The sequence below is a fragment of the Rhizobium sp. CCGE 510 genome (assembly GCF_000292525.1).
In the GTDB taxonomy this organism is placed as follows: domain Bacteria; phylum Pseudomonadota; class Alphaproteobacteria; order Rhizobiales; family Rhizobiaceae; genus Rhizobium.
In genome coordinates, this window is sequence record NZ_AEYF01000032.1 from 1 (window position 1) to 24,506 (window position 24,506).

Annotated in this window: 25 protein-coding genes; 17 read left to right on the forward strand and 8 right to left on the reverse strand. The window is 61.5% G+C overall.

Translation table 11 applies throughout. The annotated features are described in order from the left end of the window. Positions 1–48 precede the first annotated feature (48 nt). The 6 genes from RCCGE510_RS15810 to RCCGE510_RS15835 all read left to right on the forward strand — a co-directional run bounded on the left by RCCGE510_RS15810 (position 49) and on the right by RCCGE510_RS15835 (position 5,155). Complete coding sequence (locus RCCGE510_RS15810; RefSeq protein WP_007631407.1) at positions 49–888, forward strand: glycosyltransferase; 840 nt, start codon at positions 49–51, stop codon at positions 886–888. Then, positions 885–1,802: an NAD(P)-dependent oxidoreductase gene (locus RCCGE510_RS15815; protein ID WP_007631408.1), complete on the forward strand. Its 918-nt coding sequence runs from the start codon at positions 885–887 to the stop codon at positions 1,800–1,802. The genes RCCGE510_RS15810 and RCCGE510_RS15815 overlap by 4 nt, the downstream gene beginning before the upstream one ends. A gap of 55 nt (positions 1,803–1,857) precedes the next feature. Next, on the forward strand, positions 1,858–2,565 hold the full coding sequence (locus RCCGE510_RS15820) for a hypothetical protein (protein WP_007631409.1): 708 nt from the start codon (positions 1,858–1,860) through the stop codon (positions 2,563–2,565). Between the two features lie 116 nt (positions 2,566–2,681). Continuing rightward, positions 2,682–3,269: a 5-formyltetrahydrofolate cyclo-ligase gene (locus RCCGE510_RS15825; protein WP_007631411.1), complete on the forward strand. Its 588-nt coding sequence runs from the start codon at positions 2,682–2,684 to the stop codon at positions 3,267–3,269. Positions 3,270–3,272: 3 nt separating this feature from the next. Beyond that, entirely contained in the window at positions 3,273–4,097 is an 825-nt protein-coding gene (locus RCCGE510_RS15830; RefSeq protein WP_007631412.1) for a TIGR00282 family metallophosphoesterase, read from the forward strand. 215 nt (positions 4,098–4,312) lie between these two features. Beyond that, complete coding sequence (locus RCCGE510_RS15835) at positions 4,313–5,155, forward strand: MBL fold metallo-hydrolase (protein WP_007631414.1); 843 nt, start codon at positions 4,313–4,315, stop codon at positions 5,153–5,155. 31 nt (positions 5,156–5,186) lie between these two features. Here the strand turns inward: RCCGE510_RS15835 and RCCGE510_RS15840 are convergent, their stop codons facing one another. Next, positions 5,187–5,690: a pyridoxamine 5'-phosphate oxidase family protein gene (locus tag RCCGE510_RS15840; RefSeq protein ID WP_007631422.1), complete on the reverse strand. Its 504-nt coding sequence runs from the start codon at positions 5,688–5,690 to the stop codon at positions 5,187–5,189. Between the two features lie 139 nt (positions 5,691–5,829). Here RCCGE510_RS15840 and RCCGE510_RS15845 point away from each other — a divergent pair, with 139 nt between their 5' ends. Then, positions 5,830–6,576: a YebC/PmpR family DNA-binding transcriptional regulator gene (locus RCCGE510_RS15845; protein ID WP_007631424.1), complete on the forward strand. Its 747-nt coding sequence runs from the start codon at positions 5,830–5,832 to the stop codon at positions 6,574–6,576. 111 nt (positions 6,577–6,687) lie between these two features. Here the strand turns inward: RCCGE510_RS15845 and RCCGE510_RS15850 are convergent, their stop codons facing one another. Both RCCGE510_RS15850 and RCCGE510_RS15855 read right to left on the reverse strand, forming a co-directional pair. Next, the gene (locus RCCGE510_RS15850) at positions 6,688–7,689 is read right to left on the reverse strand and encodes an LLM class flavin-dependent oxidoreductase (RefSeq protein ID WP_007631426.1); all 1,002 of its coding nucleotides are present in this window, start codon (positions 7,687–7,689) and stop codon (positions 6,688–6,690) included. 126 nt (positions 7,690–7,815) lie between these two features. Then, the gene (locus tag RCCGE510_RS15855; RefSeq protein WP_007631428.1) at positions 7,816–10,131 is read right to left on the reverse strand and encodes a methyl-accepting chemotaxis protein; all 2,316 of its coding nucleotides are present in this window, start codon (positions 10,129–10,131) and stop codon (positions 7,816–7,818) included. 242 nt (positions 10,132–10,373) lie between these two features. On the opposite strand from RCCGE510_RS15855, the gene ruvC reads away from it, so the two are divergent. The 8 genes from ruvC to RCCGE510_RS15895 all read left to right on the forward strand — a co-directional run bounded on the left by ruvC (position 10,374) and on the right by RCCGE510_RS15895 (position 15,381). After that, positions 10,374–10,883 (forward strand): crossover junction endodeoxyribonuclease RuvC, encoded by a 510-nt coding sequence (gene ruvC, locus RCCGE510_RS15860; protein ID WP_007631430.1) that lies wholly within the window; start codon positions 10,374–10,376, stop codon positions 10,881–10,883. 57 nt (positions 10,884–10,940) lie between these two features. After that, positions 10,941–11,192: an AbrB/MazE/SpoVT family DNA-binding domain-containing protein gene (locus tag RCCGE510_RS15865; protein WP_007631436.1), complete on the forward strand. Its 252-nt coding sequence runs from the start codon at positions 10,941–10,943 to the stop codon at positions 11,190–11,192. Next, positions 11,192–11,605: a type II toxin-antitoxin system VapC family toxin gene (locus RCCGE510_RS15870; RefSeq protein WP_007631437.1), complete on the forward strand. Its 414-nt coding sequence runs from the start codon at positions 11,192–11,194 to the stop codon at positions 11,603–11,605. Before RCCGE510_RS15865 ends, RCCGE510_RS15870 begins: the two co-directional genes overlap by 1 nt. Before the next feature lie 13 nt (positions 11,606–11,618). Next, positions 11,619–12,233, forward strand: a complete 615-nt coding sequence (gene ruvA, locus RCCGE510_RS15875; protein ID WP_007631438.1) for a Holliday junction branch migration protein RuvA — start codon at positions 11,619–11,621, stop codon at positions 12,231–12,233. 82 nt (positions 12,234–12,315) lie between these two features. Beyond that, positions 12,316–13,356 carry a Holliday junction branch migration DNA helicase RuvB gene (gene ruvB / locus RCCGE510_RS15880; RefSeq protein WP_007631439.1) on the forward strand — a complete coding sequence of 347 codons (1,041 nt, stop codon included), beginning with the start codon at positions 12,316–12,318 and terminating at the stop codon, positions 13,354–13,356. Continuing rightward, positions 13,357–14,259: a metallophosphoesterase gene (locus tag RCCGE510_RS15885; protein ID WP_007631440.1), complete on the forward strand. Its 903-nt coding sequence runs from the start codon at positions 13,357–13,359 to the stop codon at positions 14,257–14,259. A gap of 7 nt (positions 14,260–14,266) precedes the next feature. Then, on the forward strand, positions 14,267–14,773 hold the full coding sequence (locus RCCGE510_RS15890) for an NUDIX hydrolase (protein ID WP_007631441.1): 507 nt from the start codon (positions 14,267–14,269) through the stop codon (positions 14,771–14,773). Positions 14,774–14,817: 44 nt separating this feature from the next. Continuing rightward, entirely contained in the window at positions 14,818–15,381 is a 564-nt protein-coding gene (locus tag RCCGE510_RS15895; protein WP_007631442.1) for a DinB family protein, read from the forward strand. Here RCCGE510_RS15895 and RCCGE510_RS15900 read toward each other — a convergent pair. Beyond that, positions 15,378–16,760: an AcvB/VirJ family lysyl-phosphatidylglycerol hydrolase gene (locus RCCGE510_RS15900; protein WP_007631444.1), complete on the reverse strand. Its 1,383-nt coding sequence runs from the start codon at positions 16,758–16,760 to the stop codon at positions 15,378–15,380. The two genes, RCCGE510_RS15895 and RCCGE510_RS15900, sit on opposite strands and share 4 nt — an antisense overlap. Then, positions 16,757–19,360, reverse strand: a complete 2,604-nt coding sequence (mprF, locus tag RCCGE510_RS15905; RefSeq protein WP_007631445.1) for a bifunctional lysylphosphatidylglycerol flippase/synthetase MprF — start codon at positions 19,358–19,360, stop codon at positions 16,757–16,759. Before mprF ends, RCCGE510_RS15900 begins: the two co-directional genes overlap by 4 nt. A 236-nt stretch (positions 19,361–19,596) precedes the next feature. Between mprF and RCCGE510_RS15910 the strand changes: the two genes are divergently transcribed. Further along, a complete protein-coding gene (locus tag RCCGE510_RS15910) occupies positions 19,597–19,974 on the forward strand; it encodes a DoxX family protein (RefSeq protein WP_007631446.1) in 378 nt (125 codons plus the stop codon). Positions 19,975–19,979: 5 nt separating this feature from the next. Here RCCGE510_RS15910 and RCCGE510_RS15915 read toward each other — a convergent pair whose 3' ends face one another. The 3 genes from RCCGE510_RS15915 to RCCGE510_RS15925 form a co-directional block, all read right to left on the reverse strand. After that, positions 19,980–22,094 carry a mechanosensitive ion channel family protein gene (locus tag RCCGE510_RS15915; protein WP_037078916.1) on the reverse strand — a complete coding sequence of 705 codons (2,115 nt, stop codon included), beginning with the start codon at positions 22,092–22,094 and terminating at the stop codon, positions 19,980–19,982. A gap of 210 nt (positions 22,095–22,304) precedes the next feature. Continuing rightward, positions 22,305–23,336 (reverse strand): phosphogluconate dehydrogenase (NAD(+)-dependent, decarboxylating), encoded by a 1,032-nt coding sequence (gnd, locus tag RCCGE510_RS15920; protein WP_007631448.1) that lies wholly within the window; start codon positions 23,334–23,336, stop codon positions 22,305–22,307. Positions 23,337–23,465: 129 nt separating this feature from the next. Next, complete coding sequence (locus tag RCCGE510_RS15925) at positions 23,466–23,948, reverse strand: SRPBCC domain-containing protein (protein WP_007631450.1); 483 nt, start codon at positions 23,946–23,948, stop codon at positions 23,466–23,468. A 71-nt stretch (positions 23,949–24,019) separates the two neighbouring features. Here RCCGE510_RS15925 and RCCGE510_RS15930 point away from each other — a divergent pair, with 71 nt between their 5' ends. Next, a complete protein-coding gene (locus tag RCCGE510_RS15930; RefSeq protein WP_007631452.1) occupies positions 24,020–24,352 on the forward strand; it encodes a metalloregulator ArsR/SmtB family transcription factor in 333 nt (110 codons plus the stop codon). Positions 24,353–24,506 lie beyond the last annotated feature (154 nt).

Here is a 24,506-nt window from a genome sequence, read left to right on the forward strand (position 1 = left end):
CACCCTCTCCTCAAACCTACCCGAAGGCCGGAATGACGGAGCACGGCAATGGCGCATGTAATCACGCAGCCACGCCGTCGTTTCGCCTACGTCACCCTCGTCACCAACGCCGACTACGCCATGGGCGCCACCGCCCTGGCGCACTCGCTTCGCCGTACCGGAACCGATGCCGACATCGTCGTTCTCCACACCGGCGTCGTCGATGTGGACGCCCTCGCCCGCCTCAAAGCCCTCGATTGCCGCCTGATCGAGGTCGAGCACCTGCCTCTGTCTGCCGCCTTCAACGAACGCCATGCGCGCGGTCAGCTCCATTCGGTAGCCCCGTTCACCAAGGGCCGCAAGCCGGAGTTTCATTCGCCGCTCGACAATTTCTGCAAGCTCAGGCTGTGGCAGCTCGTCGAATACGAACGCTGCGTCTTCATCGACGCCGATGCCCTGGTGCTGAAGAACGTCGACAGGCTCTTCCTCTATCCCGAATTCTCCGCCGCCCCCAATGTCTACGAAAACCTCGCCGACTTCCGCCGCATGAATTCCGGCGTCTTCGTCGCCACGCCGTCGCATGACACATTCCAACACATGCTTAAACGTCTCGATAGGCCGGACGTTTTCTGGCGGCGCACCGATCAGACCTTTCTCGAGACTTTCTTCCCGGATTGGCACGGCCTGCCTGTTTATTTCAACATGCTGCAATATGTATGGTTCACCATGCCCGAGCTTTGGGACTGGAAGAGCATTTCGATCCTGCATTACCAATATGAAAAACCGTGGGAAAAGGATCATCCCAAGGCAGCGCGGCTACAACCTTTGATCGATCTGTGGCACCGTTTCCACGATGACGGCGATGTGCCCGAGATCACGGCGCTGGATAATCCGGAAGGGGCAGCATGAAAGTACTGGTATCTGGCGGAACGGGTCTCGTCGGCCGGTATGTCGTCGAGGAGCTGCTGGCTGCCGGATATCAGGTGATCGTCGGCGGGCGCCGTGCGCCCCTGCCCCGCCTCTTCTCTCGCCCGGTCGAGTTCGCAGCGCTTTCGCTCGATCCCGACAAGGATCAGATCGACGTCTTCGACGATGCCTATTTCTTCGTCCACGCCGCCTTCAGCCATGTCCCGGGCAAATATCGCGGCGGCGAGGGCAACGATCCGAAAACCTTCCACCGGCTGAACCTCGACGGCACCGTCCGGCTTTTCGAAGCCGCCAAACGCGCTGGCACACGCCGCTGCGTCTTCCTGTCCAGCCGCGCCGCCTATGGCGAACATCCCGCGGGAACCGAGCTTACGGAAACGATGCTGGCCAAGCCCGAAACGCTCTACGGCCAGATCAAGCTTGATGCCGAACGCGCGCTTGCCCACCTTTCCACGCCAGGTTTTGCCGGCGTGAGCCTGAGGGCGACCGGCATCTACGGCGATCTCTCGCCGAACAAATGGGACGGCCTCATCACCGATTACCTCGCCGGCCGGCCGGTTGTTTCGCGTGTAGGAACGGAAGTTCACGGCCGCGACCTCGGGCGTGCGGTACGGCTGCTGCTGGAGACGGAAAGCACCCGCATATCCGGCGAGGTCTTCAACGTCTCAGACATATCGGCCGACACCCGCGATATCCTTTCACCTATCCAGCGCGAGACCAGGTGTCGACACGCCCTGCCGCCCCCCGCCGACGAGGTGCCGCTCAATCCCATGAGCACGGCGAAAATCCGCGCGCTCGGCTGGATGCCGGGCGGAGCGTCGCTGTTTGAGGAAACGATGCACCGGCTCGCCACAGCGCTGCCGACACCTCCGGAACACAGGTCCACGCAAGTCTGACGTTGCAGGATGCGCCAAATTGCAATCGGGGACCCGAATCGTCGGGGGATTGTCCATGCAGGTCGCAACCACATCTGCCTCTATCATCTTGCGCGGTACGTCTTCAGCAGCGGTCATATCTGCCGCCGGAAACGAGACCGACTTGGGTGTGCTGAAGCTGCAGCGCAGCACCCAGACGCTGCAGCAGATGCGGCAGACCTTGGCGAATTCCGGGGACGAAGCCAAGACGAAGGCACAACGCAAGCTCGACGAGGCAAAGCAGCAGCTGGAGATGTTGAAGAACTCCAACATGCCGCCTGAAGTGGTCGCCCGGCTGGCCGCCGAACTGGCGCGCAAGCTCGGCACCGCCGCTTCCGAATTCGCATCATCAGTCGCGACTGGCAGCCCCGCAGCAGCCGCTCCAATGGATGCGACCACGGATGCAACGGCCGCCACGACGAGTGGGACCGAGGCTGCTCTGACGGATGCCTCAGCAAAAACCGCGACCGAAGCGACCGGATCGCAGGAACCGGTCGACGCCGCCCAGGCCCGCGAGGCCTATCAGAGCATAGCCGAGGACGCCCCAAAATCCTCGGGCATCTCGGCCGATGACCGGGAAACGATGGAAGAGTTCAAGGCGGTCGTGCGCGAACTCAAGCAATTGCTCGAAAAGGCGATGCACGACCTGCGGCAGCAGAGCCGGCAGCCCGGGGCCAATGCCGTTCCTGATATGGCAGGCTTCTCCATCGGCACTGCAACAAGACCGACAAGCATCGTCGTCTGACCATCGGTCGCATCCCGCCGATAGGACGTGAAACGGGCTCAGTCTTGTCGCATCCGGTATTTGCATCGGACATCCAGCCGTCTATGCTCGGTCAATCTCTCATGCCGGCAGATCGAATGACCGCGAAAGAACTGAAAGCGCAGCTGCGCAATGAACGATTGTCGGCACGCGACGCCATCCCCGGCGACAAACGCGCCTCCAAAAGTCTCGCAATGGCTGACCATGCAGGCGAGGCGGTTGGTTTTGCGTTGGGCACGATTGTCTCCGGCTTCCTGCCCATCCGTTCGGAAGCTGATCTCAGGCCGCTGATGGCGCGCTTTGCCGTGCGCGGTGCGCGGCTCTGCGTGCCGGCGATCCTCGACCGCCAAACCATCGTCTTTCGCGAGCTGGCGGAGGGTGCGCCGCTTGTCGATACCGGTTTCGGCACGGTCGGCCCTGGCGCGGATGCCGCCATTCTTGACCCGGAAATCATGCTGGTGCCGCTTTCGGCCTTCGATGCCCGCGGCCACCGCATCGGTTATGGCGCCGGCCACTACGACCGCGCCATCAGCCGGCTGAGGCAAAAAGGCCTGCATCCGAAGCTGATCGGCATTGCATTCGACTGCCAGGAAGTGGCACATGTGCCCGCTGAGCCGCACGACATAAGCCTGGATGCCATCCTGACAGAAAGCGGCCTTCGCTTTTTTGCTTCTTGGATTGGATAGGGAATGCGGCTGCTTTTTTTGGGTGACATGGTCGGCAAGACGGGACGCACGGCGGTCTGGGAGCGCCTACCCGGCCTGATCTCCGACCTCAAGCTCGATTTCGTCGTCGTCAACGGCGAGAATGCCGCCGGCGGCTTCGGCATCACCGAGGACATCTTTCTGGAGACGATCAATGCTGGCGCCGATGTGGTGACCACAGGCAATCACGTCTGGGACCAGAAGGAGGCCGTGGCTTTCGCCGGGCGGCACGATCAGTTCCTGCGGCCGGCCAACTATCCGCAAGGCACCCCCGGCCGAGGCTCCGGCCTGTTCTATGCCAGGAACGGCGCGCGCGTGCTCGTCGCCAACGTCATGGGCCGGGTCTTCATGCATCCGGAACTCGACGACCCATTCAAATCAGCGGAAGTGATCCTTGCCGCCTGCCCGCTCACGGAGCAGGCCGATGCGATCATCTTCGATTTTCATGCGGAGGCGACCAGCGAGAAGCAATGTTTCGGACATTTCGTCGACGGTCGCGCCAGTTTCGTCGTTGGCACCCACACGCATGTGCCGACCGCCGACGCACAGATCCTGAACGGCGGAACTGCCTACATGTCTGATGCCGGCATGTGCGGCGACTACGACTCCTCCCTCGGCATGGATAAGGAAGAGCCGCTCAACCGCTTCATCTCCAAGATGCCGAAAGGCCGCATGGAAGCCGCAAATGGCCCGGCGACGATCTGCGGCGTCGGCGTGGAGATTTCCGATAGAACGGGCCTGGCCGAAAAAATCGCGCCGCTCCGGCTCGGGCCGCGGCTGGCCGAGACGGTGCCGGAGTTCTGGCGCTAGAGTAATTCCAGCAAAATACGCAGCGGTTTGCGTCCTAAATCGTGTAAAAACAAAGAGATATAGCATGTCCGCGGTTCGGAGAAAAACGGAAATGCGCTAAACCCGACCCGCGCTCCCCAACACACAATCGTGAGCATCTCTAGTCTGGACCGCTGCGACCTCATACCGCATCCTTCCGCCGCCAATTCAAAGTGATAGAGCGCCGGAGGGCTGGCATGAAGCCGCAATATCTCGTCCTCGCTATCGCATGCGCGGGCGTCGCCGCGCCAGCGCCTGCCAGGGCACAGGATGATCGACCGCCCGTCAGCCAGTGCCAGGCGATCGCCCAGAATGTCCCGAAGGCAACCTTCGCAAGCTTTTCCGGCGCCGCGCCGCTGACACCTGCCGTCTCCGAGGGCGAAGACGTCAAATTCACCTTCCTCGGCCATTCCACCTTCGAGATCGAAACGCCCGGCGGCATCGTCATCGCGACAGACTATAATGGCTGGTATCGGCCGGCGACGACGCCCGATGTCGTGACCATGAACAAGGCGCATCCGACTCACTACACCCTAACGCCCGATCCTGAGATCAAGCATGTGCTGCATGGCTGGAGCGATGTTCCGGGCGAGAAGGCCAAAATCAATCTCGTCATTGGCGATGCCTACATCCGCAATGTCCCGACGGATATCCGCTTCAGCTATGGCCTCGGCGGCTCGCAGGAAAACGGCAATTCCGTTTTTATCTTCGAGATCGCCGGCCTCTGCATCGGCCATCTCGGCCACCTGCACTATGAGCTGACGGATGCCCATTACACCGAGATCGGTCGCCTCGACATCGTCATGGTTCCTGTCGACGGCGGCCTGACCATGGGCGCCGATAGCATGAGCCGCGTCATCAAGCGGCTACGCTCGTCGTTGATTTTGCCGATGCACCGCCGCGGCCCGCCGGTCGAAGCCTTCGTCTCGATGTTCGGCCAGGATTTCGACGTTGCCAATGCGCCTGGGGACAGTATCGCCGTCTCCATGCGCACTCTGCCGAAAAAACCGCTGATCTATGTCCTGAAGGGTGTGCAGTAAAAAGGCCCGGACGCTTCCGGGCCTTGCGCAATCAAGCGAACTGCAGATGCCGCTTGATGCCGACATCAGGCGTCTTGTCGTCATCAAGATTGGCCTTGGCGATCTCCCAGCCGAATTTCAGCTTGTTGCCTGTCGAAACCCAGATCTCGGCATCGTCCACATGGAGGGAAAGCATGGTGAGCTTCGGATCCTTCTTGCCGCCGTCATACCAGGCAGCGACGATCGAACTCCAATACTCCTCAATCTTGGAAGGGTCGGGGCGCACTTCGATCACACCGGCAAGGCAGGCGTGATAGTCGTGATCCTTACCAATGACGCAGAAATGCGCGCGGCTGCCGGGCTTGATGGCGCGCACGATATCGGCGTCGGTCTTGGTGTAGAACCAGATCGTATTGGTGGTGGGATCGGCATGCGGCGCCATTGGCTGCATGTGCATGTCGAGCCCGGAAATTCCGAGCATGCCGGCATGAACATCGTTGACTTGATCCCAGAGCTGACGTGCTGGCTGTTCCTGCGCATCGCTGAGACTTGCCATGACCGTTCCTTTCCGTTGGATGGAGTTCTTGAAACGTCATCCCCTCGCCTTTGTTCCAAACTGCTTTTTCCTTGAACGGGTGCCGTTTCGCTCTTATAAGGCGGCCCATTCCGAACAATATGACGTGGACAGGGGTGCCATGGCTGGCCATTCACAGTTTAAAAACATCATGCACCGCAAGGGCCGTCAGGATTCCGTGCGGTCGAAAATGTTCTCCAAGCTTGCACGCGAAATCACCGTTGCCGCCAAGGCCGGCCTGCCCGACCCGACGATGAATGCCCGCCTTCGCCTGGCGATCCAGAACGCCAAGGCTCAGTCAATGCCGAAGGACAATATCGACCGCGCCATCAAGAAGGCAGCCGGCGCCGACGGCGAAAACTACGATGAAGTCCGTTATGAGGGTTATGGCCCCGGCGGCACGGCGATCATCGTCGAAGCTCTGACCGATAACCGCAACCGCACCGCCTCCAACGTCCGTTCGATCTTCACCAAGGCTGGCGGAGCGCTTGGCGAAACCGGTTCCGTTTCCTTCTCCTTCGACCATGTCGGCGAAATCACCTACAAGCTTTCCGTCGGCGATGCCGACAAGGTGATGGAAGCCGCGATCGAAGCCGGCGCCGACGATGTCGAAACCGACGAAGACGGCCACTATATCACCTGCGGCTTCGAAACCCTTGGTGAAGTGGCAAAAGCACTGGAAGCAAGCCTCGGCGAAGCCGAGACTGTCAAAGCCGTCTGGCGCGCCCAGAACAACGTGCCGGTGGACGAAGAAAAGGCGCAGTCGTTGCTGAAGCTCATCGACAGCCTGGAAGACGATGACGACGTGCAGAACGTCTATTCGAACTTCGAGGTCTCGGAAGAAGTGCTGGCGAAACTCTCGGCCTGAATTTCCTCAGAATGATCGTCAATGAAAAACCCGGCTGCGATGCCGGGTTTTTGCTGCCGATGGGCGGTCAGCGCTCGCGATGTTCCGGCCTCGAGGGGCTGCTTGCCCAGCCTACGCGGCGGCCCGCATGAAATTTCCCAAGCCCGCAAACAGCTCCACCGACGTTAACCGCGCTTCGATGTCGTGGATCGGCATCGAGATGATCACCTCGTCGGCCTGTGTTTCCTTGAGAAACGCCCCCAGTTTCGCCTCCGCCGTCCTCGGCGATCCGACCACGGCGTAACGCAGCGTGTGTTCGACGTTCATCTTCTCCATCTGCGACCAGAAACTTTCCATATCGGCCAACGGGCGCGGGAACGGGCCGCGGACATTGCGGCGCAGGTTGACGAACTGCTGCTCAGCGGAGGTGAAATGGTACCGCGCCTCTTCGTCGGTCGCAGCCACCGCACCCATGACGCCGACCATCACATAAGGTTTGTCGAGCGTCGCCGAGGGTTGGAAGCGATCGCGGTAGATCGCAATCGCATCGAGCAGCATGTCGGGCGCAAAATGCGAAGCGAAGGCATAGGGAAGTCCGAGCATGGCAGCAAGCTGGGCACTGTAGAGGCTGGAGCCGAGCAGCCAGATCGGGATATGTGATGAATTGCCGGGGACCGCAAGGATCGCCTGGTTTTCGACCGGCGTATCGAGGAGCTGCTGCAGTTCAACCACGTCGTTCGGGAAGCTGTTGGCGCCAGCCTCGAGATTGCGCCGCAGCGCCTGGGCCGTGCGCATGTCCGTTCCCGGCGCGCGCCCGAGGCCGAGATCGATGCGGCCGGGGAAGAGCGCCTCGAGCGTGCCGAACTGCTCGGCAATGACGAGCGGCGAATGATTGGGCAGCATGATGCCGCCGGAGCCGATGCGGATGCGCGTTGTTGCGGCCCCGACATGGCCGATGACGACTGATGTGGCGGCGCTGGCGATCCCCGGCATGCCGTGATGCTCGGCGAGCCAGAAGCGCTTGTAGCCGAATTGTTCGGCCTTCCCGGCCATCCGCGCCGAGCTCTCGAGAGACTGGCGAATACTGCTGCCTTCGGCAACGGGGGAAAGGTCGAGTATGGAGAAGGGAACCATGGGAAACCTGCCGGGCAGTTGAACGATGCCGTCTATGTAGGTTGTCGCCCCAGCCATTCCAAACCATGCACCCAAACAAAAGGGCCGCGCGAGCGCGACCCCGTGTCAGCTCTCAGAAGCCACGGCTTACCGGTGACGGCGCAGCACATGCACCTCGGCGCTTGGGTGGTGGTTTCCGTGCGGCAGCGTGAAATTACCGAGCTGGCGGTCCATTTCCACGGCTTCCGTCGCCAGCCTGTGGATCGCCGCCGTCGTCTCCTCGACCATCGAGGCGTTCTGCTGCGTCATCGAGTCGAGTTCGGCGACGGCGCTGTTGATCTCGCGTAGCGTATTGGCTTCCTCACGGGTCGCACCCATGATCTCGTTGATCTGTCCGTTAATCGCCTCGACATGGGCGCCGATGCCGGTCAGCGCAACGCCGGCCTTTTCCACAAGCGCCACGCCGCTTTCGACTTCATGCGTCGATTTCTGCAGCAGGCTGGAGATTTCCTTTGCCGCACTCGACGAGCGCTGTGCCAGCTCGCGCACTTCCATGGCGACGACGGCGAAGCCCTTGCCCGATTCACCGGCGCGCGCCGCCTCGACGCCGGCATTGAGCGCCAGGAGGTTGGTCTGGAAAGCGATGTCGTCGATAACCGAGATGATCGTGTTGATCTGACGCGAAGACGTCTGGATTGCCTCCATCGCTGCAATCGTCTCGCGCATGATCTGTCCGGAGCCGGTCGTCTCCTTCTTGGCGTCGCGGGCGATGCGCTCGGCCTGTTCGGCTCGCTCGATCTGCCGGCGGACGGACTGGGTGATGGCGCTGATCGCATTCGCCGTCTCGGTGATCGAGCCGGCCTGACGCTCGGTGCGCCCGGCAAGCTCGTCGGCGCCGGTGCGCATCTCCTCGGAGCCGGCGCGCACCGCCATCGAGTTGCCGCCGATGGCCGTCATTGTTTCACTCAACGTCGCGAGCGCCTCGTTGAAATTGACGCGCAGGCTTTCGAGCTCGTTCGGGAAACGGGTATCGATCTGGTAGGCGAGATCGCCAGTCGCCAGATGGTGCAGACCGTCATCGATCGCTTCGACGACGTGCTGCAGGCTCTTCGCCTCGGCTTCGCGCTCGGCCAGGTTCTGCTGGCGGTCGTGATCGGCCTGCAGGCGCGTTTCTTCGCTGGCGGCTTCGAGTTCGCGGCTTTCGATCAGCGACTGCCGGAAGCGGGCGAGCGCATTCGCCATCGTGCCGATCTCGTCCTTGCGGTTCAGGCTGCCGATCTCGCTGTCGAGCTTGCCGTCGGCAACATCACGGGTGACGCCGGCAAGCCGCGCAAGCGGCGAAAACAGGAAATTGGTGACGAGGCCGGTCGCCACCGCCATGACGACAAGCACGCCGATGCCGATCATCGTCAGCAGCGTGGCGATCTCGATCGAGCCGGCATTGAGCTCGCTCAAAAGCACGCTCTCGACAACGAGGAAGCGGTCGCCGCGATAGTCGATGCCGCCGACATAGGCGCGGGCCGTGCCGTCCGCCCGGCTGAAGTCGGCCACCGTCATCGCCGAACTGGCAAGCGCGCCCTTGATGAAGGTGAAAGGAGCGGTATCGAGCGTCGCAAGCTTGCCGCTTGCGTCGAGGCCGACGGCGGAGCCATCGCTGGAGACGATCGCTGCCCGCGCTGTGCTGCCCTGGACGATCCCCTTGCCAAGGATCCCGGTGACGATGTCTTCGCGCACCTTGAAGAGAATGATGCCTTTGGCCGCCCCGAGTTTGATGATCGGCACGGCATAGAAGATCGCCGATCTGCCGCTGACGGTATCGACGCGAAGACCGGAAAAACCTGTCGGCGCGGCGTCATCGGTCGCCTTGGCGGTATTCTCGATCGCCTTGGCGAAGGCGATACCGGCGCCGGTGGTCTTCCAAGCGTCCGACTTCAGGTTTTCGGCGAAGTCGTCGTCCTTCTTGTAGGAATAGAGGACATTACCATCGAGGTCGGTGATCAACAGATCGCTGAAGGCGGTATCTTCGAGGTCGCGGGCAACTTCGCCCTGGGTCGTCTCGTGGTTCGAATAATAGAAGCCGCTCGGCCCTTCCGGCTTCATTAGTTTTTCACGCTGGTCTGCCGGATTGGGATTGCTCGATATGAATACCTTCTTCAATTCGGCGCGGGCATCGCCGGAGGTCTTCTCGATCGTCTTCCAACCGCTTTTCAGGCTGGTGATCGACATCTGCAGCGCTTCGATGCGCGCAATCGAATTCGCCTGGTTTTCAAGCTGCGTCAGCTGGTCCTGCAGCATGTCGCCGCGAAAGATCAGCACGCTTTCCTTGGCCTTCAGCGCCTGCTCGTCGGAGATCCGGCTGCTGGCGAAATAGGCAAGCACGTCGATCACGGCGATCGACAGCACGGTCAGCAGAATGAATGTGGCAATGACCTTGAAGGACAGGGATTGAAATCTCTGTGCCATGTACAACGAACCCCTTCTGAACGCGCCTGCAGCCTCGCCAGGCAGCGGATGCCTGATCGACTGACCTGTAAACAGAACGTCGGAGGCTTAATCTTCACGAGAAGACGCCCCTCTGGTATTTGCTGACTAGAATTCAGGCATCTGTTTTAATTCGCGGTAAATGGAGCGGCTTAAATCCGACAATGTTTTTGTTTTGTTCACATATCGATGGCAGTTATTTCGTAGTCGCTATAGGTTGAACCATGCAAAATACGATTCGCATCGTCGGCATCGACCCCGGCCTTCGCCGCACCGGCTGGGGAGTCATCGACACGCTGGGCAATTCCCTGCGGTTTGTGGCCTCCGGAACCGTGACCTCCGATGGAGACATGGACCTTGCCTCCCGCCTTTGCCAATTGCACGACGGCCTGGCGGAGGTCGTCCACGCTTACAAGCCGGATGAAGCCGCCGTCGAACAGACCTTCGTCAACAAGGATGCGGTAGCGACCCTGAAGCTTGGCCAGGCCCGCGGCATCGCCATGCTGGTGCCGGCCCGCGCCGGACTGGCGGTCTCCGAATATGCCCCGAACGCCGTGAAGAAGGCGGTCATCGGCGTCGGCCATGGCGAAAAACGCCAGATCCACATGATGTTGAAGATCCTGATGCCGAAAGCCGAATTCAAGGGCGATGACGCCGCCGACGCCCTGGCGATCGCCATTTGCCATGCCCACAACCGCGGCAGCAACCGGATGCGGCAGGCACTGGCTGGCTAACCTGTTCTTGACTTGTTCCGGTGGTAAGGATAATTCTTACTTCGAAGGAGCAGCACGATGCGCGTCACGTCCAAAGGCCAGGTCACCATTCCTCGCGATCTCAGGGAGCTTGCCGGCATCGAGGCCAACAGCGAGGTCATCTTCTCGATCGAGAACGGCAAGCTCGTTCTCTCGCCGAAGAACGGCAAGCAGGAGATCGAGGATCGGGGCCGGCTGGACCGTTTCATCCAGACGATCCGTCGTCTCGAAGGAACCGGCGATCAGGCGGTCGATGCCGAAGACCTCATGTCGATGACCCGTGATCGCTGATGGCGACGCTTGTCGATACAAACATCCTCGTCGATCTGGCTGTGGCCAGTTCGGACTGGCATGGGTGGTCGCGTCGGAAAATGCTCGACGTCTTCAAAGATGGGCCAGTGCTGATAAACCCGATCATCTATGCCGAATTTTCCGTTCGCTACGACGATATGGATGAAGTTGAGCAACTGCTTCCGCAGGATGAATTCCGCCGCGAGAACCTGCCTTGGCCGGCTGTATTTGCCGCGGCTCAAGCTTTCCGGCTTTACCGTCGCGCCGGCGGAGGACGCGAACGGATATTGCCCGACTTCCTTATCGGCGCCCATGCGACGATAAGGGGTTACAAAATTTTGACCCGCGATCCCGGCGGATACCAGTCTTATTTTCCCGCCGTTGAACTTATCACACCCGAAACGCACCCTTGAAAGACCGCGACCCATGATCGGCAAGCTGAAAGGCACCATAGACGAGATCGGCGAAGACTATGTGCTCGTCGATGTGCACGGCGTCTGCTACGTCGCCCATTGCTCGGCCCGCACCCTGTCCAAGCTCGGCTCGGCCGGCGAGGCCTGCGTGCTGTTCATCGAGACCTATGTGCGCGAGGATCAATTGAAGCTCTTCGGCTTCATGACCGCGCTGGAGCGAGAATGGTTCAATTTGCTCCAGAGCGTCCAGGGCGTCGGCGCCAAGGTGGCGCTTGCCGTGCTCTCGACCCTGACGCCGGGTGAACTCGCCAATGCAATAGCCCTGCAGGACCGCACCGCCGTCTCCCGCGCGCCGGGCGTCGGCCCGAAAGTGGCGATGCGTCTCGTCACCGAACTCAAAAATCGGGCGCCGGCTTTCGCCGGGGAAGCGATCAATATCGCCCTCAAGCAGGAACTTGGCGAAGGTGTCGCGGCCGCGCCGGTTGCCGACGCGGTTTCTGCACTGACAAACCTCGGCTATAGCAGAGACCAGGCGGCAAATGCGGTTGCCGCGGCGATGAAGGTGGCAGGCGACGGCGCTGACAGCGCCAAGCTGATTAGGCTGGGACTGAAGGAACTGGCGCGGTGAAGGCCGGAAAACCGTTGATTGGATGTCGAGACGGCCGACTTTTGGTGTATTGCTGTGACAGGTTTCAAAACGGAATGAGAGCATGAGCGAACCCGCCCGCCTGATATCGCCGGAAAAGCGGGGCGAAGATCTCGATATCACCCTGCGCCCGCAATCGCTGGACGAGTTCACCGGCCAGGCGGAAGCACGCGCCAATCTCAAGGTTTTCATCGAGGCGGCGAAGAATCGCGGCGAGGCGCTGGACCATGTTCTCTTCGTCGGCCCGCCCGGCCTCGGCAAGACGACGCTGGCGCAGATCATGGCGAAGGAGCTCGGCGTCAATTTCCGCTCGACATCCGGCCCTGTGATCGCCAAAGCCGGCGATCTCGCCGCCCTGCTTACCAATCTCGAGGAGCGCGATGTGCTCTTCATCGACGAGATCCATCGCCTCAATCCCGCCGTCGAGGAAATCCTCTATCCGGCCATGGAAGATTTCCAGCTCGACCTCATCATCGGCGAAGGCCCTGCCGCTCGCTCGGTGAAGATCGATCTCTCGAAATTCACCCTGGTGGCGGCCACCACTCGCCTCGGCCTGTTGACCACGCCGCTCCGCGACCGCTTTGGCATTCCGGTGCGTCTGAGCTTCTACACCGTCGAGGAGCTGGAGCTGATCGTGCGCCGCGGCGCGCGGCTGATGAACCTGCCGATTACCGAGGAAGGCGCCCGCGAGATTGCAAGACGCGCCCGCGGCACCCCGCGCATCGCCGGCCGGTTGCTGCGGCGCGTGCGCGACTTCGCCGAAGTGGCAAGGGCCGAAGCCGTCACCCGCGAGATTGCCGACGAGGCGCTGACCCGCCTGTCGGTCGACAATGTCGGCTTCGACCAACTCGACAAACGCTACCTCAACATGATCGCCGTCAATTTCGGCGGCGGCCCGGTCGGCATCGAGACCATCGCCGCCGGGCTTTCCGAGCCGCGCGACGCGATCGAAGACATCATCGAGCCCTACATGATCCAGCAGGGTTTCATTCAGCGCACGCCACGCGGCCGTGTTCTGACCGCAATCGCGTGGAAACATCTGGGAATGCAACCGCCAAAGGATATGGAGGCTGCGCAGTTCCGGCTGTTCCAGGAGGACAACTGAGTGATCACCCGCCGCGGATTTTTCAAGGTTCTTGGCGGCAGTGTCGCAGGCGTCATGTCTCTCGGCGGTTACGCCTTTGCCTATGAACCGCTGGCAAGGCTTGCCATCACCCGCTACCGGCTGACCCCGCCCGGATGGACGCCAGGGCTCAAGCTCCGCATCGTCGCACTCGCCGATCTTCATGCCTGCGAACCGTGGATGTCGGCAAACCGCATCACCGCGATCTGCCACAGAGCAAATGAACTCGAAGGCGATGTCACCGTCCTGCTCGGTGATTATGCTGCCGGCATGAACATGGTGACGCAATATGTGCATTCGAGCCAATGGTCGAAAGCGCTCGCCATCTTGCAGGCCCCTCTCGGCGTCCATGCGGTGATGGGCAATCACGACTGGTGGGAAGACAGGACCGCTCAAAAGAACGGCGGGATGGAAACATTCGGACACCGGGCCCTTACCGATGTGGGAATTCCAGTTTACGCCAACCGCGCCGCTCGGCTCGAAAAGGATGGCCGCGGCTTCTGGCTCGCGGGTCTCGAAGACCAACTGGCGCTGCTGCCCGGCAAAAAATGGGGCCGCACCCATATGCTCGGCCTCGACGATCTCGATGGAACGATGGCCGAGGTGACCGACGACGCACCCGTCATCCTGCTCGCCCATGAGCCCGATATCTTTCCGCGCGTGCCCGAGCGGGTCTCGCTGACGCTGTCCGGCCATACGCATGGCGGACAGATCCGGTTCCTTGGCCGTTCGCCGATCGTCCCTTCGCGTTACGGCAATCGTTACGCCTATGGCCATATGGTCGAGGAGGGTCGTAATATCATCGTGTCCGGCGGCCTCGGCTGCTCCATCGCACCGGTGCGCTTCGGGGTCCCGCCGGAAATTGTCGTCATCGATCTCGGATAAGAACAGCATGACCAAGCGCACTCTCATCCGCCTGAATGCGGGCGCCGAGCGCTTCAATTATCGCATCGCCGGCCTCGGCTTTCGCGATGGCCACGTCCTCGTCCATCGCGCCGTGCATGAACCCTTCTGGACCTTCCCAGGCGGCAGGGCGGAAATCGGCGAGACCTCGGAAGAAACCCTGGAACGGGAGATGGTGGAGGAGCTGGGCGTCGAAGTCAGCGTTTCCCGCCTGCTCTGGATCGTCGAGAACTTCTTCCGTTACGAAAAGCGCGACTGGCATGAACTCGGCTTCTATTATCTGATGGACATCCCGCCGGAATTCCCGTTTCAGCCACACGAAATCATTCACCGCGTCGACGACGGCGACAATCATCTCGAATTCAAATGGGTGGCAGCAACGCGCACGGCCCTGACGGCGCTGGACATTCCGCCCTATTTCATCGCCAATGAAATCGAGAACCTGCCCCCGGCGCCCCGTCATCTCGTCTGGCGCGACGGCAACCTCGACGACTGAGACTGAGGCAAATATTCAGAAGCGCTTGAAGAGGAAAGCTGCCGATGCCGACCTTCGATCCCGTCAGGGCATTTCGCAAACTTGCCTATAACAACGCCCTTGCCAATCACCGTCTGCTTCAGGCCTGCGCGGCACTGAAGCCCGGCGAATTCGAAGCGCCGCGCACGAGCTTCTTCCCCTCGATCAAGGCAACCTTGAACCATATCCTCACGGTCGACTGGTTCTATGTCGATGGCCTGGAGGGCGGCACGCTCGGACTCAAGGCCTTCGAGACAGACGAACCCTTCGGCGACATCTCATCGCTGGCAGAAGCGCAGGCGAAGGTTGATCGGCGCCTGACCGCACTTTGCGAGGCTCTGACGCCGGAGAGGCTGGTCTCAACCGCCAGCCTCCATCGCGGCGCCCGCATCCAGGAAGAGCGGCTGGACGACGTGCTCGGGCACCTTTTCCAGCACCAGACGCATCATCGCGGCCAAGTGCATGCGATGCTCTCCGGCACCAGCGTCGCTCCGCCGCAGCTCAACGAATTCATCGTCGCCGACGACGCGCGGTTTCGCGGCAGGGAACTCGCCGAGCTCGGCTGGAGCGAAAAGAAGCTGATGCGTTAATCCTGCAGGCGTCTTTTCAGCCCGTCGATGATCGTCTTGGTAAGAAGGTCGTAATTCTCGTCGAAATGGTGGTCGCCGGGCAGTTCGATGACCTCGGCGCCGCTATCCTTCAATGCCGGACAGGCGACATCGTCATCGTCGTCCTTGCCGTAAATGCATTGCACGAGTTTTGGATCGATGTTCTTCAGATCGCCGACGGGATCGCCGCCGGCCCCATCCGTCTTCTGGCCGAGCCAGCCGAGAACGGAGATGACGTAGTCGACTTGGTGCGAGAGCGACAGTAGCGACAATTGCGCCACCGCCGATTTTTCGGCTGGCTTGAGAAGCTGGTAGGTCGCAGGCACGACATCGGCGCCGAAGGAATATCCGACGAGCAGCACATGCTTGACCTTCCACTGCTTACGGTAGAAGTCGATGATCTTCGAAAGATCGGCGGCAGTTTCCTCCGGCTTGCGCTCCGACCAGAAATAGTGGAGCGAATCGACGCCGACGACCGGAATGCCTTCCTTCTGCAGCGTGCCGCCGACCTCCTTGTCGATGTCGCGCCAGCCGCCGTCGCCGGAATAGATCACCGCCATCGTATCGAGGGCGGGGGTAGCCTCAAGGATCGCCAGCGGCAGGCCGAGCGGATTACCGAAGGCGCCGGAAGCGGTGACGAGATCGTCGAGCGTATCGGCAAACACCGTCTGCGCATCATCGGTGGAATCGCGGATCTCGATCGCGGCATGGGCCTTTTTCAGCGCTTCGGCATGCGCCCTGCCATCCTTGGCGGCATTGGGCGTGAAGACGGTGACGATTGGATCCGGCAGGGCACCGACGCTGAGCCCATACATGGTGCGCTGGCCGACGACCTGCTTGGGAGCTGGCGTGCAAAGCTCCTTGGCAAGCGGAATGCCGGCGACCGGATCGACGGCAAGTGTCTGGCCGATCGTCGCATCCGGCGTCTGCGCGGCAATCGCCAGCGCTAAGGCCCCGCCCTCGCCGATGCCGGCGACGATCGGCAAGTGATAGGCATTGTTGCCGGTCGCGCGCTGGACCTGCTGGCTCAGAGATTCGATGTCCGAAACCATGTAGATGCAGCCGTCGTTGAGGCTGACATCATATTGGTTGAGCGCCTGGATATAGGAGGGAAAGTCGACGCCGATGACGACGGCGCCTTCGGCGACCAGCCTGTCGGCCTCCGCCTTCTCATAGTCGCCCCAACCGGCGGCATCCGAGATCAGCATCACCGTGCCCTTTACCTCCCCTTCCGGAAGGAAGATGTGCGGTGACGGGATGAGCCCGGTTTCAAAGCTCTGCGTGGTCTCCTCGGCGGCATCAGCCGGTGCGGCCGCAAGCATGCAGGCGCATGCTGCGGCAAGAAGCAATGTCCTGATCATTTTCTCACTACCCCTTTCAATCCGCCCCCGATCAGAAACGTCGCGTCCATCAACGCGATCATCGGATTGCCCCCTCCGGATACCGCAAGATAGCGCGGTTGCCAGTGCGGATGAAACTTTGATTTGAATGCCCGAAGGCCTTTGAAGTTGTAGAAGCGCTCGCCATGTTCGAAGACCGTGCTGCCGATGCGGTCCCAGACGGGCGCCGCCTCGCGTTTCGACATGCCGGAGAGAGGCGCCATGCCAAGATTGAAATGGGTGAAACCCTCGCCGCGCAGATATTCCATGATCTGCACGAAGAGAAAGTCCATCGAACCCTTCGGCGCATCCGGCGAGAAGCGCATGAGATCGATCGTGCCTTCCTGTCTGGATTCGGTGACGAGGATATTGGCGAAAGCGACGATCATGCCATCCTTTTTCAGGATGCCGACCGGCTGGGAGGCGACGTAGTCAGGGTCGAAGGCGCCGAGCGAAAAGCCCTTTTCCTTGGCGTTGTGATGCTCGAGCCAGGCCGTGGAAACGGCGGAGAGGTCATCGATGACCGAGGGCACATCCTCAGGTACGACGACGGCAAATTCCAATCCGTCGCGCTGGGCGCGGCTTGCCGTCTGGCGAAGATTTGCCCATTTGCCGCCCTTCATCTCGAAGGCCCTCAGATCGGTCACTGCCAGTTCGCCGAGCTTGAAGGCGCGAAGGCCGGCATCGGCGCAAGGAGAAAGCAGCGACGGCGAAATCTGATAGAACACGGCCCGGCAGCCGGCGGCGCGCGCCGCTTCGACGAAACGCCAGACGAGTTCCTGCACGGCGCGATGTTCGCCGACCGGATCGAACAGCGCGATCCAGGACCGGCCCTGCCGGCCATACATGATGAAGGCATCACCCTTTTCCGAGAACATGATGCTCTTGTCGCCCATGCGCACCAGATTGGCGTCGGCATTGCCCTGCTTGCCGACAATCTCGACGGCACGCGCCAGCGCCTCCTCCGTCGCCGGTTCCGGCCGGAAGGTCGCCGGCCGAAGCAGGCTGAAGACGGCGATCGCCGACGAGATGATGGTGATGCCGAGAACAGCGCGCAGTCCGCGCGGCGCTTCGGCTGTGAATTCGAACTGCCACCAGAGCTGGTTGCTGTATTCGACATCGCGATAGACGAAGAGCAGAATGACGACGGCGCCGACGACAATGACGGCAATCGCCATCAGCCAGGACGCCGTCAGCGCCTGGTTGAGCAGCGAGGCATGGCGGGTAAAAAGCCGCCGGCTGACGAACAACCCGAAGATGAGAAAGGCGAGAAACGCCGCTTCGACCAGCGCGATCGCCTTCAGCAGCGACAAGGTCAGTGCGGCAAGGGCGGAGAACACCGCGACCCACCAGGCGCCGTCGAGCCGCTGGCCGAGGCCGCGCGCAGCGACGACGAGCGCGAGCCCCAGCAGGCTGGAAAGGAAATGCGCGCCTTCCACCATCGGCAGCGGCAGATAGTTGGAGAGGAATTCGAGGTTCTGGTCCGGCGTCGGCGTGACACTCGAAAAGATCAGCATGACGCCGAGCAGCAGGGCGAGAGCCGACAGCAGCTGCGGCATCAGCCTTCCGCCGATGCGCCGCACGCTGGAGGCGGCCGGATGGTCGACGAAACGGCGCAGCTCCGTCGCCGACACCGCGAGCACGGCGATCAGCAGCGGCAGCACATGATAGATCAGCCGGTAGAGCACCAGCGATCCGAGCACAGCATCGATGTTCACCGCGCTGCCGAGCGACGCGATAATCACGGTCTCGAACACGCCGAGCCCGGCCGGAACATGGCTGAGCACCCCGAGACCGACGGCGATCGCATAGACGGCCAGGAAGACCGGCCAGCCGATTGCCGTCTGCGGCAGCAGCACGTAGAGCACCGACGCCGAGGCGGCGATATCGAAGGCGGTGACGAGGAACTGCCGTGACCAGGTGCGCGAATCCGGCAGGCGGATTGCCACGGGGCCGAGATCGAGCACGCGCCCATCACGGCCGATGATCATCACTGCGCCCAGAATGGCGACGATCGAACCGGCCATCAACCGCAACAGGAAGGCGCTGACGCCTATGAGCGGGCCGATCTCATCGGCGATGATGATGAGAGCGATCGCCCCGACGCCCGCAAGCCCGAGACCGAAGGAAAGCGTGACGAAGGCGATGATGCGGCCGATATCTTCGGGCGAAAGCCCCAGGCGTGTATAGGCGCGATAGCGAATCGCGCCACCGGAAAGCGCGCCGAAGCCGGCGGTATTGCCGACGGCATAGGCGCTGAACGCCGTCAGCGCCACATGCGGGAAAGGCAGCTTCTTGCCGATATATTCTATCGCATTGAGATCGTAGAAGATCAGCGAGAGGAAGCTTAGGGCCGTGAAGAAAAACGCCAGCATGATAGCGCTCGGTCTGGTCGCCGCCAGCGCATCGACAACGTCGTCATAGCGCACCTCGTTGGTGAGTTGCATGATCGCATAACCGACGAGGCAGAAGACCACGAGTGTCGCCGCTGCCGTCAGCGGTGTCCTATAACGTCTAAATAACCCGCGAAAAGAAAATCCGTCCGCGTCTTCCATCTCTTTCAAATTGTCGTGACCCGACATCTCTTATCCTGCTGCAATTGCCAGCTCGGCGGGAATCATTTTTGGAAGACGTAACATGACAGGCATATAAGCTCCATGAAGCCATGCCGCCGCTACCCCAGCCCGCCGCCTGGGCCTCCATCACCCTCAATTGGGGCGAATTTGCGCAGGCAAGCGTAACGGCACATTGCATTTTCGTAAGCTTTGGACAAGCTTGGCCTTTGCCGGAGATTTGAGACGCGGGAGAACAATTCGATATGCTGGATGGCCCGGCACTGATGATGATCGCCCTCGGCCGTCTGTTGCTGGGCGGCCTCTATGTCGCTGGCGGCATTCATCATTTTTTCGTCATCGTGCCGCTGACCGACGCGATCGAGGCCCGCGGCGTCCCTTTTGCGAAGTGGGTGCTGCTCTCGGGCAGCGTGTTCCAGATCGTCGCCGGCCTGCTGCTGATGCTGGGCCTCTTCGTCACGGCAGCGGCATTCGGTCTCATCCTCTTCACTCTGGCCGCCACGGTCATGCTGCTGAATTTCTGGGATATGCAGGGAACCGCCCGCGAAAGCGCGATCAACACCTGGAAAACCAATATGGCGATCATCGGCGGCCTGCTGATTGCAGCCGCCGGCGCGATGTGAGGCAGCTAGGCCGCCGGTTCCCCATTCGCTCGCGCGTGGGCGGCGTAGCGGGCGACGGCAGCATCGACCTCCGCGTCGCGATCACCCGCCACCTGCACCGTCGGCACGGCGAATTCGATGCCATTTTCCTTGAAGGCGTTGCGGATCATCGCCAGCGCATTGCGGCGGATGACGAATTGTTCGCCGGGTTTCGTCATCATCGACAGCCGGATTTCGATCGCGAATTCGCCGAACTGCTCGACACCCTTCATCTTCAGCGTCTCGATGATATGCGGGCCGAATTCCGGATTTTCGAGCAGCGTCTGGCCGATCTGCTTGATCACTTTCTTCGCCTTGACCAGATCGGTGTCGTATTTGACGTTGAGGCTGATCTTGTCGATCGTCCAGTCGCGGTTGAGGTTCTTCACTGCGCCGAGTTCGCCGAATGGCACCGTCGTCAGCGGCCCGCGATGATGTCTGAGTTTCACCGAGCGCAGGCTGAAAGCCTCGACCACGCCCTTGTGGCTGCCGCTTTCGATATATTCGCCGATACGGAAGGCATCGTCCCAGAGATAGAACATACCGCTGATGACGTCCTTGACGATCGTCTGCGCACCGAAGCCCACCGCGACGCCGACGACGCCGGCGCCGGCGATCAGCGGCCCGATCTCGATGCCGAGGCCGGAGAGCACCATCAAAACGGCGATGACGGCAATGACGACGGCAAGGATATTGCGGAAGATCGGCAACAGCGTCAATATCCGTGCGCGTTTGGCCTTCTCCTCATCCGAGGCTGCACCATCCACGGATGACTCGAGCAGCTTGCCGTCGATATAGGCCTTGATGACGTGCCAGAGCAGATCGGCGGCAAGCAGGATGACGATGCCGCCGATCACCCCGCGCGCGATCTTGTCGACCATGGTGTCGCCGGCGGCCATCGTATCGGCGCCGACGCCGAGCATATGCCCAAGCCAGATGGCGGCAACGGCAATGATCAGTGCCCGCACGCCGCGGTCGAGCAGCACGGCTGCAATGCGGCGCGCCGCCAGGAAGCTCGCTTCCGTCTGCTGCAGCGATTTTACCGCAAGCGTCGAGACGGCGAGCACGCGCGGCAGCAGCAGCACATAGATGCCGAGCCAGAGCAGCCAATTGAAGCCTGCGACCCACAGGCTCCAGAGCAACAGGAAATAAACAGTGAGCGCCCAAGAGGTCCCGTGACCGCGCCTCTCGTCCTTGTGCGGCCGCGACCAGACCGCTTCAATCGCAATGAACAGCAAGCCGATGCCGAGGATGTAGCCGACGAGAAGCCGCGCACTCGGGGAATAGCCGAGCGGTTCCATCGACTGGATCGCCGCCCAGCCAAGCATGAAATAGATGACGAAAGTCGCGCAACGGCGGTACCAGAAGAGCGCCACGGCGCGCCCCGGCATGGTCGGAGCGGTGATGCCTTGCCGTTCCTCCTCGGCCCGCGCCAACCCGATGAGATCGACCAACACGCCGCCGAGACAGATCGTAAAGCGTTGGACGATGAGCGCGACGACGCAGACGATCGCGATGCTCTGGCTGAGCGGTGGCCAGCTGAGGCTGAGAAGCGCAAGCATCGTTGCCGCCGCAAAGATCAGCGCTGGGATGACCCGCGGCGCCAAATGCATGCCGGCCATCTCGGCCAGCCGACGCCGGCGGCGGCGGAAGGCATAACGGGCAATGCTCTCGACAACCGCGCCGAGCAGGAAGATCGCCAGGAACTGCGCCACCATGCGCGGCCAGCCGTTTGCGGCGATTTCGCCGAAGAACAGCGAGGATGCATTGCCGATCTGAAAAGGTAGCGTCATCGCCGCATCGGAGACCATCGAGACGTGCCGGCGGACGTGCTGCAACAGGCCAGACAGCACCGACATCTGATCCGCAGCCGCGGAACCGCCCGCAGGTGCTGTCGCCATCTGCATCGACATCCACTGCTTGACCTCGGGCGTCTGCATGAGCTGCATCATCTCACGCACTTGCGCCGGCGGGGCGGACGTGGCCGGCGCTTGCGCCTGAGCTGCCCGGGCGAAGCTTGGCGAAACCACTCCCAAAAGCACGATGAACGCCAGCGCGCCTGATCTGACGGCCCTCAAGAGCCCTGCCCTGTCACGTTCCATAGCTGCCCTCAATGGAGTGTCGTCGCCCGGATGAACAGCCCCGACATTCCTCTTTCAGCCATGGATACGCGCGAGCGTGGCCGCCAGCAAGCAGTAGGAAAGCCATACCGATGGCTAGGAGAGGCCGATGTTGCCGCCGCCCTGGAGCCAAGCGTGCGCCCGCTATTTCAGGATGACGGCCTTGTCGTGCGGGTGGAAACCCGCTGGCCTTCAGGATTTCGGTGCGGGCTTCTCCACGTGGCCGCCGAAACCTGCACGCATTGCCGACAGCACCTTGTTGGCGAATTCGTCGTTGTCGCGCGAGGAAAAGCGGCCGTAGAGCGCCGCACTCAGCACCGGGGTCGGCACGCTTTCGTCGATCGCCGCCATGATCGTCCAGCGGCCTTCGCCGCTGTCGGAGACTCGACCGGCATATTTCGACAGCGCCGGATCGGCATGCAGCGCATCGGCTGTGAGGTCGAGCAGCCAGGAGGTGATGACGCTGCCGCGGCGCCAGACTTCGGCGACGTCCTGCAGGTTGAAGTCGTATTGAAAATGTTCGGGATGGGCGAGCGGCGCGGTTTCCGCGTCAGCCTCATGCGAGGCGGCGCCGATATTGGCGTGTTGCAGGATGTTGAGGCCCTCGGCATAGGCGGCCATCAGACCATATTCGATGCCGTTATGCACCATCTTGACGAAATGGCCGGCGCCATGCGGGCCGCAATGCAGGTAGCCCTGTTCGGCCGTGCTCACCGCAGCCGCTTCGGCGGTACGGTTCGGCGAGGCTTCCGTTTTGCCGGCGCCAGGCGCCAGCGTCGCGAAGATTGGGGAAAGATGCTGGACGGTGCTCTTCTCGCCGCCGATCATCAGGCAATAACCGCGCTCCAAGCCGAACACGCCGCCGCTGGTGCCGACATCGACATAGTGGATGCCCTTGGTGATGAGTTCGGCGCCGCGGCGGATATCGTCGTGGTAGTAGGAGTTGCCGCCGTCGATGACGATATCGCCATTCTCAAGCAGCGGCACCAGGCTCGCCAGCACCTTGTCGACGATCGCCGCCGGCAGCATCAGCCAGATCGCCCGCGGATGGGTGAGCTTCGAGACGAACTCTTCGAGCGAGGCACTGCCGGTCGCACCGAGGCCTGCGAGTTCGGCGACGCTTTCCGGCCTGGCGTCGTAAACGACGCATTCATGACCGCCCCGCATCAACCGCTGAACCATGTAATTGCCCATGCGGCCTAAACCGACCATACCAAGCTGCATAATGAATCTCCTGAAAATCGAGATGACGTATCGAATCCGGAAATTAGCACCCGCAGTGTGACAGGCAAGCGAAGTCTCGCCCCAATTGGCGAATGCGACGATTGCGCCGCCTGATCTCCTTGAGGTTCGTCAGACATCCGGCGCGCTGGCCGGCTCTCCCTTCATTTCGCTGAGGAACATGCCCTCGCGCAGATTGATGCCGTATTCGACAAACGCCTTCATGCAGCAGAGCATCTGCGTCCAGCCTTCGCAATTGAGGTAGGTGCCGCGTCGGCCGGCCTCATCCTCGCGCCAGCCGGTCTCGGCGATGGTCACCAAGGTGCCGCCATCCTCCAGCGGCTTGAAGTTCATCTCCACCGACGTCTTATAGGTTGTCTTGTCGTGGCCGGTGCCGCCGTCCCAGCGGAGCACGATGCGGCTTTCCGGCACGAGTTCGACCACCTCCACTTGGGCGTCCTTCCACCAGGTCACCGTCGTACCTTGCACCAGCGGCGCGCTCGCCCCGCCGATCGTGGTGAAATAGCTGCTGAGCTTCTTCGGGTTGACGACGGCGTCAAACACCTCTGCGACGGGGCGGGCGATGCGCCCCGAAACACGGATTCCGAGAGACATGATACTTCTCCTCTTCACCATTGTGCTCTTATTCGATTGTACGCAGGCCCATTATGTTATAAAAACATAACATGTCAAGCGAATCGACCGACGACCCCGTTTTCAAAGCGCTGGCGCATCATCGCCGCCGCGAAATCCTCGACCTGCTCAAGGATGCCCCCCGCACCACAGGGACGCTCTGCGAGATGTTTCCACAGATGGACCGCTGCACGGTGATGCAGCATCTGAAAGTGCTCGAAGAAGCCGATCTGGTCATTGCCAGGAAGGAGGGCCGCGAACGTTGGAACCACCTGAACAGCCTGCCGATAAAGCACATCCATGACCGTTGGATCAGCGCCTATGCCGGGCATGCTCTGTCGATCCTCGACCGGTTGAGAAGCGATCTCGAAGGCCAGTCGGAATAATGATCCGGCGGTCGAACCGCTTTGCCTCTTGGGCCACTCATCAGAGCATTTCTGCATGCCCATGCATCATTTATGCGTTGTCCGCAAACGTCAGTCTTTATAGCCTCCGTCGCCGAAGAACCTTATCCGGTTGGATTGAGCAGCAAGCGGGAGT

Coding starts and splice junctions, on each gene's coding strand:
- RCCGE510_RS15870 (WP_007631437.1), top strand. CDS start 11,192: ATGGCGACGCTTGTCGATACAAACATCCTCGTCGATCTGGCTGTGGCC.
- RCCGE510_RS15925 (WP_007631450.1), bottom strand. CDS start 23,948: ATGTCTCTCGGAATCCGTGTTTCGGGGCGCATCGCCCGCCCCGTCGCA.
- RCCGE510_RS15910 (WP_007631446.1), top strand. CDS start 19,597: ATGCTGGATGGCCCGGCACTGATGATGATCGCCCTCGGCCGTCTGTTG.
- RCCGE510_RS15930 (WP_007631452.1), top strand. CDS start 24,020: ATGTCAAGCGAATCGACCGACGACCCCGTTTTCAAAGCGCTGGCGCAT.
- RCCGE510_RS15895 (WP_007631442.1), top strand. CDS start 14,818: ATGCCGACCTTCGATCCCGTCAGGGCATTTCGCAAACTTGCCTATAAC.
- RCCGE510_RS15865 (WP_007631436.1), top strand. CDS start 10,941: ATGCGCGTCACGTCCAAAGGCCAGGTCACCATTCCTCGCGATCTCAGG.
- RCCGE510_RS15840 (WP_007631422.1), bottom strand. CDS start 5,690: ATGGCAAGTCTCAGCGATGCGCAGGAACAGCCAGCACGTCAGCTCTGG.
- ruvA (WP_007631438.1), top strand. CDS start 11,619: ATGATCGGCAAGCTGAAAGGCACCATAGACGAGATCGGCGAAGACTAT.
- RCCGE510_RS15845 (WP_007631424.1), top strand. CDS start 5,830: ATGGCTGGCCATTCACAGTTTAAAAACATCATGCACCGCAAGGGCCGT.
- mprF (WP_007631445.1), bottom strand. CDS start 19,360: ATGTCGGGTCACGACAATTTGAAAGAGATGGAAGACGCGGACGGATTT.
- RCCGE510_RS15825 (WP_007631411.1), top strand. CDS start 2,682: ATGACCGCGAAAGAACTGAAAGCGCAGCTGCGCAATGAACGATTGTCG.
- RCCGE510_RS15830 (WP_007631412.1), top strand. CDS start 3,273: ATGCGGCTGCTTTTTTTGGGTGACATGGTCGGCAAGACGGGACGCACG.
- RCCGE510_RS15820 (WP_007631409.1), top strand. CDS start 1,858: ATGCAGGTCGCAACCACATCTGCCTCTATCATCTTGCGCGGTACGTCT.
- RCCGE510_RS15810 (WP_007631407.1), top strand. CDS start 49: ATGGCGCATGTAATCACGCAGCCACGCCGTCGTTTCGCCTACGTCACC.
- RCCGE510_RS15835 (WP_007631414.1), top strand. CDS start 4,313: ATGAAGCCGCAATATCTCGTCCTCGCTATCGCATGCGCGGGCGTCGCC.
- RCCGE510_RS15850 (WP_007631426.1), bottom strand. CDS start 7,689: ATGGTTCCCTTCTCCATACTCGACCTTTCCCCCGTTGCCGAAGGCAGC.
- ruvC (WP_007631430.1), top strand. CDS start 10,374: ATGCAAAATACGATTCGCATCGTCGGCATCGACCCCGGCCTTCGCCGC.
- RCCGE510_RS15915 (WP_037078916.1), bottom strand. CDS start 22,094: ATGGAACGTGACAGGGCAGGGCTCTTGAGGGCCGTCAGATCAGGCGCG.
- gnd (WP_007631448.1), bottom strand. CDS start 23,336: ATGCAGCTTGGTATGGTCGGTTTAGGCCGCATGGGCAATTACATGGTT.
- RCCGE510_RS15855 (WP_007631428.1), bottom strand. CDS start 10,131: ATGGCACAGAGATTTCAATCCCTGTCCTTCAAGGTCATTGCCACATTC.
- RCCGE510_RS15890 (WP_007631441.1), top strand. CDS start 14,267: ATGACCAAGCGCACTCTCATCCGCCTGAATGCGGGCGCCGAGCGCTTC.
- RCCGE510_RS15900 (WP_007631444.1), bottom strand. CDS start 16,760: ATGATCAGGACATTGCTTCTTGCCGCAGCATGCGCCTGCATGCTTGCG.
- RCCGE510_RS15815 (WP_007631408.1), top strand. CDS start 885: ATGAAAGTACTGGTATCTGGCGGAACGGGTCTCGTCGGCCGGTATGTC.
- ruvB (WP_007631439.1), top strand. CDS start 12,316: ATGAGCGAACCCGCCCGCCTGATATCGCCGGAAAAGCGGGGCGAAGAT.